Origin of the sequence: Burkholderia sp. BCC1047, assembly GCF_902833155.1 — a bacterium.
Lineage (GTDB): Bacteria > Pseudomonadota > Gammaproteobacteria > Burkholderiales > Burkholderiaceae > Burkholderia > Burkholderia sola.
The window spans coordinates 64,914-75,350 of the sequence record NZ_CADFEH010000040.1; the positions used below are offsets into that span (position 1 = coordinate 64,914).

The 10,437-nt window shown below is 66.1% G+C and carries 8 protein-coding genes; 7 read left to right on the top strand and 1 reads right to left on the bottom strand.

Annotated features, from left to right (window positions below; genetic code table 11):
- Positions 1-546: 546 nt before the first annotated feature.
- Genes HWX55_RS30675 through HWX55_RS30705 form a run of 7 tightly spaced genes read left to right on the top strand, consistent with a single transcriptional unit; the run spans position 547 to position 7,773 of the window.
- Positions 547-1,242, top strand: a complete 696-nt coding sequence (locus tag HWX55_RS30675) for a CDP-alcohol phosphatidyltransferase family protein (protein WP_175978433.1) — start codon at positions 547-549, stop codon at positions 1,240-1,242.
- On the top strand, positions 1,239-2,048 hold the full coding sequence (locus tag HWX55_RS30680; protein ID WP_175978434.1) for a 2OG-Fe(II) oxygenase: 810 nt from the start codon (positions 1,239-1,241) through the stop codon (positions 2,046-2,048). The genes HWX55_RS30675 and HWX55_RS30680 overlap by 4 nt, the downstream gene beginning before the upstream one ends.
- A complete protein-coding gene (locus HWX55_RS30685) occupies positions 2,045-3,046 on the top strand; it encodes a TIGR00374 family protein (protein ID WP_050010763.1) in 1,002 nt (333 codons plus the stop codon). Before HWX55_RS30680 ends, HWX55_RS30685 begins: the two co-directional genes overlap by 4 nt.
- A gap of 35 nt (positions 3,047-3,081) precedes the next feature.
- On the top strand, positions 3,082-3,849 hold the full coding sequence (locus HWX55_RS30690) for a phosphocholine cytidylyltransferase family protein (protein ID WP_050010761.1): 768 nt from the start codon (positions 3,082-3,084) through the stop codon (positions 3,847-3,849).
- Positions 3,846-5,531, top strand: a complete 1,686-nt coding sequence (gene aepX, locus HWX55_RS30695; protein WP_089489271.1) for a phosphoenolpyruvate mutase — start codon at positions 3,846-3,848, stop codon at positions 5,529-5,531. Before HWX55_RS30690 ends, aepX begins: the two co-directional genes overlap by 4 nt.
- Positions 5,528-6,709, top strand: coding sequence for a phosphonopyruvate decarboxylase (gene aepY / locus HWX55_RS30700; RefSeq protein WP_175978435.1), 1,182 nt, complete (start codon positions 5,528-5,530; stop codon positions 6,707-6,709). Before aepX ends, aepY begins: the two co-directional genes overlap by 4 nt.
- Complete coding sequence (locus tag HWX55_RS30705; protein WP_175978436.1) at positions 6,709-7,773, top strand: 2-aminoethylphosphonate aminotransferase; 1,065 nt, start codon at positions 6,709-6,711, stop codon at positions 7,771-7,773. The genes aepY and HWX55_RS30705 overlap by 1 nt, the downstream gene beginning before the upstream one ends.
- 232 nt (positions 7,774-8,005) lie before the next feature.
- On the opposite strand, the gene HWX55_RS30710 is transcribed toward HWX55_RS30705, so the two are convergent.
- Positions 8,006-10,437 (bottom strand): YDG domain-containing protein (locus HWX55_RS30710; protein WP_244140680.1); only part of this gene is annotated, 2,432 nt, incomplete at its 5' end.

Genomic DNA, 10,437 nt, shown 5'->3' on the forward strand with positions numbered 1-10,437 from the left:
CGGAGTATCGCAGAGGCCATCGCCGCGAAATGTCCGCTGGATGCAAAAGATCCTTGCCGGATTTGCCGGGTATCGAACGACCGTTCTGTGACAGGCGATCCGCCCGCGCCGGACACCCACGAAAGGTGCACGAAAGCATCGGGCGAATCGCCGGTTCGCGATCGCCGGCCGTCGCGCGTCGATCAACCGGTCTGCATCGACATCGGCGACGTTCGGCTCGGTCATCGCCGCGCCCCGTCCGGCGCGGCCGATTGTCGCCCGATGCGGTTTTTCCGGCGCTGACGGAGATCAAGGTCGCATGGGCTGCGCGACACCGGCCGGGCGGCGCGAAAAACACCGCCTCGCCGGCCTGCGAGGCCCGTCCGGCCTTGACAGCCGCGCGACGCGAACCACACTGGAAGACGGGTCCGGCCGCCCGGTCGGCCGCGTCGTTCGCGAGTGCGTTTTTGAACCGGCCGATGCCTGCAAGACGCGGTAACACTCCCGCATGTCAGGACATTGATCGAATAAAAAGCAACAAATTACAATTCCGTATATATTTCGCCGATGGACCAAAGAAAAACCGTCAAACGCCCCGAGCCGCCCCCGCCACGCACCTGGGATGCGCGGCTCGCGCGCTCGCTTGTCCGGCCGCTCGTCGATACGCCGGTCACGCCGAATCACCTCACCACCCTTCGTCTGCTGATCGGCCTCGCCGGCGCCTGGTGCCTCGCGCACGGCGGCTTCGGCTGGAGCAATGCGGGCGCGTTCCTGATCGTGCTGTCGAACTTCGTCGACCACACCGACGGCGAACTCGCGCGCATCAGCGGCAAGTCCAGCAAGATCGGTCATTTTTACGACCTCGCGGCCGATGCGCTCGTCACGGTCGCGCTGTTCGTCAGCATGGGCGTCGGCATCGTCGCGCAGGGCGGCCAGATGGCCGCGTCGCCGGTGCTGCTCGGCGCGGTCGCCGGCGCGGCCGTCGCGCTGATCTTCTTCCTGCGCATGCGGATCGAATCGATCGCCGGCAAGGCCGGCACCAAGCAGGCGTTCGCCGGCGGCTTCGAGACCGAAGACGTGCTGTACCTGCTGCCGATCGTGACGCTCGTCGACGGCGTCGAGCCGTTCCTGCTCGCGGCGTCGATCGGCGCCCCGCTGTTCGCCGCCTGGGTCGTGATCGACTGGTGGCGCATCGTGCGGCGCGGCAACCTCCCGCAGACCCCGGCCGCGCAGAACCCAACCGAAATCCAGGCTTCCAAATGACTCCTAGCACGCGCGACGATTCCGTGCTGAGCCCGGCACGCCCCGCGCCCGTGCGCGCGGCCGCGGCCGATCCCGATCGCACCGTGGCCGACCGCGTCGGTCAGCTCGACCTCGACCGCCTGCGCGGCGACTACACGCGCCAGGGCTCGTTCCTCTACCTCGACACCTTCCTGCCGGCCGACGCGCACGCGAAGCTCGCGAACGCGGCCCGCGCGATGCAGGCCGGCCTGAACCGCAATTACCTGCCCGGCCACAAGCAGGGCGGCAGCGTGAGCCGCCATACGATCGACGAGCAGGCGCCGTACATCGCCGAGCTGTATCGCTCGAAGGCACTCATCTCCTTCCTCGAGAAGATCACCGGCGACAAGCTGATGCTGTCGCCGGACGACGATCCGCACGCGTACGCGCTGTATTACTACACGAAGCCCGGCGACCACATCGGCTGGCACTACGACACGTCGTACTACGATGGCCGCCGCTACACGCTGCTGATCGGCGTGATCGACGAATCGTCGTGCCGGCTCGACTACGAGCTGCATACGCGCAACCCGGACGTCGCCGATGAACCGGGCTCCGTGCAGATCGCCGACGGCGGCATCGTGCTGTTCGACGGCGACAAGCTGCGCCACCGCATCACGCCGCTCGGCCAGAACGAGATGCGCGTGTCGCTCACGTTCGAATACGTGACGAACCCCGGGATGCGGCCGTGGAAGCGCTTCATCTCGAACATGAAGGATGCGATCGCGTATTTCGGTTTCCGCCAGGTGTTCAAGCAACTGGCCACGCGACGCACGAGCGGGTCATGACACGCGCGGGCCTCATCCTGCTGTCCCTCGGGACCGCACTCTTCATCGCACTGCTGGCCTGGCAGGGCGTCGGCGCGGTAGCGTCCACGCTCCTCGCGGCCGGCTGGGGCCTCGCGCTCGTCGCGGCGTTCCACGTCGTGCCGCTCGCGATCGATGCGGTCGCGATCTCCGTGATGTTCCGCCGCGGGCAGCCGGGCGCCGAACTCGGCAACGCGCTGCGCGCGCGCTGGGTCGGCGAATCGGTAAACAGCCTGCTGCCCGCCGGGCAGATCGGCGGCCCCGTGCTGATGGTGCGCTACCTCGCGCAGCGCGGCACTCGGATGGCCGACGCGGCTGCCGCCATGACCGTCGGCACGACGATGCAGGCGCTCGCGCAGATGGCGTTCGCGCTGATCGGCATCGCCGCGTTCAGCCTGTATGCGACGCACGAGTCGGTCGCGTATCTGCGCACGCCCGCGCTGATCGCCACCGGCGTGCTCGGCGCCCTCGCCGTCGCGTTCTACGCGGCGCAGCGGCGCGGGCTGTTCGGCCGCGGCCTGCGCCTCGCGTCGAAGCTGCTCGGTCCGCGCGACTGGTCGTCGCTGGCCACGCGCGCCGACGCGATCGACGACGCGGTCGGCGCGCTGTACCGCGATCGCGCGAAAGTCGCGAAGACCTTCGCATTGAGCCTCGTCGGCTGGATCGTCGGCACCGCGGAAGTGTGGCTCGCGCTGCACTTCCTCGGGCACCCGGTCAGCTGGCTCGACGCGCTGCTGCTGGAAAGCGTCGGCCAGGCGATTCGCGGGGCGGCCTTCGCGATCCCCGGCTCGCTCGGCGCGCAGGAAGGCGGCTACCTGCTGCTCGCACCGCTGGTCGGCTTGCCGCCCGACGCGGCGCTCGCGCTGTCGCTCGCAAAGCGCGCGCGCGAACTCGCGCTCGGCCTGCCCGGCCTGCTCTATCTGCATTTCAGTGAAAGAAACTGGCAGCGGCGTCGTGCGCCGCAGCCGCTCGCCGACTGATCGTTCAGATCGCCGGCTTTTTGGTTGGAGAACCCATGCGAGCCATCATTCTTGCGGCAGGCCTCGGCTTGCGCCTGCAACAACCGCCCGAGGCGCAGTTCCCGAAGTGCCTGCTGCGCTTCGACGACGTGTCGCTGCTCGAGCGCCATCTGCGCGTGCTCGACGCCGCGGGCGTCGACGACATCGTGCTCGGGCTCGGCTTCCAGCACGAGAAGGTCGAGCAGGAGCTCAAGCGCCTCGGCCGCACCGCCGAGATCGTGATCAACGACCGTTACGACCTCGGCAGCGTGCTGACCGTGCATACCGTCGCCGATGCGATGACGCGCGGCGGCGACGTGCTGCTGATGGACGCGGACGTGCTGTACGACGAGAACATCCTGCACGCGCTGGTGGCCGATGCCGACAAGACCGTCGACCGCCTGCTGATCGACCGCGACTTCGAGGCCGGCGACGAACCCGTCAAGCTGTGCCTGAAGAACGGCGTGCCGGTCGAGCTGCGCAAGCAGCTCGCGGTCGACCTCGACTACGACACGATCGGCGAATCGGTCGGCTTCTTCCGCTTCACCGAAGGCACCGCACGCCGCCTCGCGACGATCGTCGCGGGCTACGTCGACAGCGGCCGCGCGAACATGCCGCACGAGGAAGCCGTGCGCGACCTGCTGCTCGAAGGCGGCCATTCGTTCGACGTCGCCGACGTCACCGGCTCGCCGTGGATCGAGATCGACTTCCCGAACGACGTCGCACGCGCGACGCAAGACATTCTTCCCCTGATTCAACGCACCACCGCCGGAGCCGCACGATGAACGCACGCGAACCCAACTTCACCGAATCGCGCAGCGCGCGCCTGCGCCGCATGCTCGTGAGCAGCGATCTCGAATTCCTGATGGAAGCGCACAACGGCCTGTCCGCGCGGATCGTCCGCGAGGCCGGCTTCAAGGGCATCTGGGCGTCGGGCCTCGCGATCTCCGCGCAGTTCGGCGTGCGCGACAACAACGAAGCGAGCTGGACCCAGGTCGTCGACGTGCTCGAGTTCATGGCCGATGCGAGCGACCTGCCGATCCTGCTCGACGGCGACACCGGCTACGGCAACTTCAACAACGTGCGCCGCCTCGTGAAGAAGCTCGAACAGCGCGGCATCGCGGGCGTCTGCATCGAGGACAAGCAGTTCCCGAAAACGAACAGCTTCATCGGCGGCGAGCGCCAGCCGCTCGCGGAAATCGACGAGTTCTGCGGCAAGATCAAGGCCGGCAAGGATTCGCAGACCGATCCCGACTTCTCGATCGTCGCGCGCGTCGAGGCGCTGATCGCAGGCTGGGGGATGGACGAGGCGCTGCGCCGCGCGAACGCGTACGCGGAAGCCGGCGCCGACGCGATCCTGATCCACAGCAAGCTGTCGCGCCCGGACGAGATCCTGCAGTTCGCGCGCGAATGGAGCGGCAAGGCGCCGCTCGTGATCGTGCCGACCAAGTACTACAGCACGCCGACCGACGTGTTCCGCCAGGCCGGCATCAGCACCGTGATCTGGGCGAATCATCTGATCCGCGCGTCGGCATCCGCGATGCAGGCGACCGCGCGCGAGATCCACGAAAGCGAAACGCTGATCAACGTCGAGGACCGCGTTGCATCGGTCAACGAGATCTTCCGCCTGCAGGACGCCGACGAATACTCGGCCGCCGAGCGTATCTACCTGTCGTCGTCGTCGCGCGCGTCGAATGCCGCGATCGTGCTCGCCGCGAGCCGCGGCAAGGGCCTCGAAGCCGTGACCGAAGACAAGCCGAAGGTCATGCTGCCGGTCGCCGGCAAGCCGCTGCTGCGCTGGCTCGTCGACGGCTTCAAGACGCACGGCGTGAACGACATCACCGTGGTTGGCGGCTATCGCGCCGATGCGATCGATACGTCGGGCATCAAGCTCGTCGTCAACGAGCGCCACGCGCAGACCGGCGAGCTCGCGTCGCTCGCATGCGCGGCCGAACGCCTGACCGGCGACACCGTGATCTCGTACGGCGACCTGCTGTTCCGCAGCTACATCGTGCGCGACCTCGCGGAGAGCGAGGCCGAGTTCAGCGTGGTGGTCGATTCGTCGCTCACCGAGACCAATCAGAGCGTGCGCGACTTCGCCCTCTGCTCGGCGGCCGACGATCGCGGCCTGTTCGGCCAGAAGACCTATCTGCAACGCGTGTCGAGCGACGTCGCCGCGGGCACGCCGCACGGCCGCTGGATCGGTCTGCTGAACGTGCGCGGCGCCGGTGTCGACCGCCTGAAGGCGATGCTCGCGACGCTGCAGGCACGTCCTGATTTCGACACGCTCGACATCCCGTCGCTGCTGAACGAACTGATCGCCGCAGGCGAGAAGATCGAGGTGCAGTACGTGCACGGCCACTGGCGCGGCGTCAACGATCTGGAAGACTTCCGCCGCGCGGGCGATTTCGCGCACGGCCAGACGCCGCTGTCCGAACCGGGTACCGGCAACGGGGGCGCGCAATGATCGAAGCGGCCCAGTTCGTCGAGGCCGCGCGCGAACGCGGTTTCGACTGGTACGCGGGCGTGCCCTGCTCGTACCTGACGCCGTTCATCAATTACGTGCTGCAGGACCCGACGCTGCACTACGTGTCGGCCGCGAACGAAGGCGACGCGGTCGCGCTGATCGCGGGCGCGACGCTCGGCGGCAAGCGCGGGATCGCGATGATGCAGAACTCGGGGCTCGGCAACGCGGTGAGCCCGCTCACGTCGCTGACCTGGACGTTCCGCCTGCCGCAGTTGCTGATCGTCACGTGGCGCGGCCAGCCGGGCGTGGCCGACGAGCCGCAGCATGCGCTGATGGGCCCGATCACGCCGGCGATGCTCGACACGATGGAGATCCCGTGGGAGACGTTCCCGACCGACCCCGAACAGGTCGGCCCGGCACTCGACCGCGCGATCGCGCACATGGACGCGACGGGCCGCCCGTACGCGCTCGTGATGCAGAAAGGCAGCGTCGCGCCGTATGAACTGAAGGCGAACCCGGCCGCGAAGCCGCGCGCGCACGTCGCCGCGCAATCGTCGTCGCGCGCCGCGTCGGCCGACGCGTGGCCGACCCGTCACGACGCGCTGCAGCGCGTGATCGCGCATACGCCGGTCGATTCGACCGTCGTGCTCGCATCGACCGGTTTCTGCGGGCGCGAACTCTACGCGCTCGACGATCGCCCGAACCAGCTGTACATGGTCGGCTCGATGGGCTGCGTGACGCCGCTCGCGCTCGGCCTCGCGCTCGCGCGCCCCGACTTGCGCGTGGTGGCCGTCGACGGCGACGGCGCCGCGCTGATGCGCATGGGCGTGTTCGCGACGCTCGGCACCTACGGCCCGGCCAACCTCACGCACGTGCTGCTCGACAATGGCGCGCACGAATCGACGGGCGGCCAGTCGACGGTGTCGCAGCATGTGTCGTTCGCGGGCGTCGCGGCCGCTTGCGGTTACGCGTCGGCGGTCGAAGGCGATACGCTCGACGTGCTCGATGCGACGCTCGCCGCAACCAGCGATGGTGCGCAGTTCGTTCGCGTGGCGATCCGCACGGGCGTGCCCGACGGCCTGCCCCGCCCGACCGTCACGCCGGTCGAGGTCAAGACCCGTCTGATGCGGCACATCGGCGCCGAGCAGACCGAAGCCCACGTTGAAGGAGCCCATTGATGCTGCTGCTGAACCCCGGCCCGGTCACGCTCACCGAACGCGTGCGCCGCAGCCTGCTGCAACCCGATCTGTGCCATCGCGAAGGCGAATTCTTCGACCTGCAGGATGAAGCGCGCGCGCGTCTCGTCGCCGCGTACGAACTCGATCCGGCCGAATGGGCCGCCGTGCTGATGACGGGTTCGGGCACGGCCGCCGTCGAGAGCATGATTGCGGCGCTCGTGCCGCAGGACGGCAAGCTGCTCGTGATCGAGAACGGCGTGTACGGCGAGCGGATCACGCAGATCGCCACGCAGTACGGCATCGCGCATGACGTGCTCAAGCATGAGTGGATGCAGGCGCCGGATCTCGCGCAGATCGGTGCGCGTCTTGACGCCGGCGGTTATTCGCACGTCGCGGTGATTCATCATGAAACGACGACGGGCCGGCTGAATGATCTCGATGCGATCGCCGAAGTCTGTCGTGCCCGTGGCGTGAAGATGCTTGTCGATGGCGTCAGCAGCTTCGGCGCGGAAGCAATCGATTTCGGCGGTGGCGTGATCGACGCCGTTGCCGCTACCGCGAACAAGTGCCTGCACGGCGTGCCGGGCGCGGCGTTCGTGATCGTGCGCCGTAGTGCGCTCGCGAAGGCTGCGAGCCGTACGTATTACCTCGATCTCGGGCGGCTTGCGAAGCTGCAGGATCAGCGGAATACGCCGTTTACGCCTTCCGTGCATGCGTATTACGCGCTCGTCGAGGCGCTGCGTGAGTTTGACGAGGCTGGCGGCTGGCGTGCGCGGCATGCGCACTACAAGGCGCTCGCCGATCAGGTGCAGGCCGGGCTTGCAGCGCGCGGGATGCCGCTGGTGCTGCCGGAAGGTGCGTCGTCGGTCATTCTGCGTGCGTATCGGTTGCCGCAGGGTGTGACGTACGAAGCGCTGCACGACGGGCTGAAGGCGCGCGGCTTCGTGATCTACGCGGGGCAAGGCGGGTTGTCGAAGGAACTGTTCCGGATCTCGACGATGGGCGCGATTCAGGCGGCCGATGTCGAGCGGTTGCTGGAAGGGTTTACGGCGCTGACGCGGTAAGCGTTGTCCGCATCTTCGTCGACGAAAGGCCCGCAAGGGCCTTTTTTCTTGTTCTTCGCACGGTTCCGGAAAGACGAGTGGACAGCGTCAGGATGACGTCCTGCGACCGGAGACCGGACCGATATCAGTAAAGAACGTCGACAAATTTCCACCTCATCACTTGAGCACAACAAAAAAGCCCGGCGATGCCTCGCCGGGCTTCAGGGGCCGCCAAGTTTCTGCGGTTACAGCATCAGGCGTTGCTGGTGCCCTTACCGTTGCGTGCTTCGATAACGACGGCCTTCACTGCCTTGACGCCGATACCGAGCTGCTTCTTCGCGACGGCCAGACCGTAGCTCGCAGCGATTTCGTCACTGTCGTCGACGCCATTCGGCACGATGACGACCAGCGTCCCGTCGTTGAGTATCCGGACGCGGTATTCCGTCACCGCGCCGTCTGCACGAACCACCGTGCCATTCTTCCAGTCGCTGCCCTTGCCCTTCAGGTCCGGCGTCTTGTTGGTCAAAGTCGGCGTACCTTCCAGCTCAATGGCGTTACCGCGATCGACCACGTGGAACGTGCCGCGGTTGTCCAGCGCTTCCGGACGATCCGAGCGGAACACGACGAGCGTGTTCCGTTGTTCGCGTTCTTCACGTGCGTCATTCAGGCCCAGACTCGCCTTGCCGTCCATACGCAGGACCGAAGTCGAGAGCGCGCCGTCAGCGATATCGATTGCATCGCCACGTTGAGCCGGGGTGACCGGCAGGCCAACGATGAGCGCCGGCGCTTCCGTCCTCGCGACTACCTGATCGCCGACGACCTTGCCTGCGTCCTTCGTGGCTTGCGCCGTCCCGTTCGCGCCCGTGGCGTCGGCAACGAGCGCAGATGGGGTGTAGGCCGGGCGAACGTCTGCTTGTGCGACGACAGCCGACGTGTCGAGGATGTAGTTGCCTGCATCCGCGCCAGCCAACGACAGACCTTCGCCGTTCACCGGCTTGTTCGTGCCGGCGTTGCTGTTGTCGAAGCTGCCCGTATCGCCGACGATCGCAACCTTGTCGCCCGCAACCACGCCATGCAGCGCCAGATCGCCCACAGCTGCAACCGTCTTGCCATCATACGATTTGTCCTTCGCGGAACCGGTCGCGGTGATGACCTTCGGGGTGATGTCGGCCTTCGCAACTTCCTTCGACGTGTCGAGCGAATAGTTGTTTGCGTCGTTGCCCGTCAGGACCAGGCCGGAGCCGTTCACCGACTTGTTCCTGCCTGCGTTGCGGTTGTCGAAGTCGCCGTTCGAGCCCTCTGCACGAATGTCGTCACCGTCCACCAGACCGGAGAGCTTCACGTCGGACAGGTGAGCGATCGTGTTGCCGTCGTAGACCTTGTTATCGGCCTTCGCGGACGCTTCGATCGTCTTCGGCGTGATCGCGGCCTTGCCGACTTCCGCCGTGTTGTCGAAGACGTAGTTCTGCGCGTCTTCGCCCGCGAGCGTCAAGCCACTGCCGTTGACCGACTTGCCCTTGCCTGCGTTCTTGTCCGAGAACGTACCGACTGTCCCGGCCACACGTAGATCATCGCCTGCCACCACATCGTTGGCGTATGCATGACTTAGCACTGCGACCGTATTGCCGTCGTAGACCTTGTCGGATGCAGCAGCCGTCACCGTGATCGACTTCGGCGTGATGTCTGCCGTCGCGACTGCGTGCTTCGTGTCGAGAACGTAGTTGCCCGAGTCGTCTCCCACGAGCGAGAGACCTTCGCCGTTGACCGATTTGGACTTGCCGACGTTCTTCGTGTCGAACTTGCCGGTCGTGCCGTCTGCGGCGACAACATCCTGACCGATGATGCCAACCAGTTTCACGTTGCTCAGGTCAGCCGTGACGTTGCCGTCATAAGTCTTGTCCTTTGCGTTCGCGGTGGCCGTGATGACCTTCCGATCGATGTTGGCGTGCGCAACCTCGTCGTTCGCGAGGACGTAGTTGTTGGCATCGTTACCCGTCAGACCGAGCCCCGTTGCGTGGACAACCTTGCCCGTCCCTGCGTTCTTGTCTGCGAACGTGGCGCCCGTCGCAGTCGAATCGATGTTGTCGCCGTTGATGATGCCATTCAGCGTGATTGCACCGATCGTGGCCGTGGTCGTCGCGTCGTAGACCTTGTTCTCGGCCGTAGCGCTTGCCGTGATCGTCTTCGGCGTGATCGACGCACCCGTGACCGTCGTCGTCAGATCATAGTTCTGTGCGTCTGCACCCGCCAGCGACAGACCCGAACCGACAACCGACTTGCCCGTACCGACATTCTTGTCGGAGAACGAACCGGTATTGCCCGAGATGGACAGGTTATCGCCCGCGACAATGCGAGTCGTGTCGAGGGCGACGTTCGTCAGGTCCGCATGGTTCGTGCCGTCGTACACCTTGTCTTGAGCGGCAGCCGTGCCCGTGATCGCGCGCTTGGTGATATCGGCAGTCAGGTGCAGCGTGTCATTCTGCGACCCTGAGGACAGTACATAGTTGCCTGCGTCGCTGCCCGCGAGCGACGTCGTGACCTGTTGATTTGCATGGAATCCTGACCCACGATTTGCATTGAATTCTGACCCACCCCTTGGACCAGCTTTGCGGGTTATTCGGTGGGTATCTGGGTCTTCTTTCTCTCCTTTTTTGGCTGTGTCGTGCTGTTTCTGAAACGATAGCT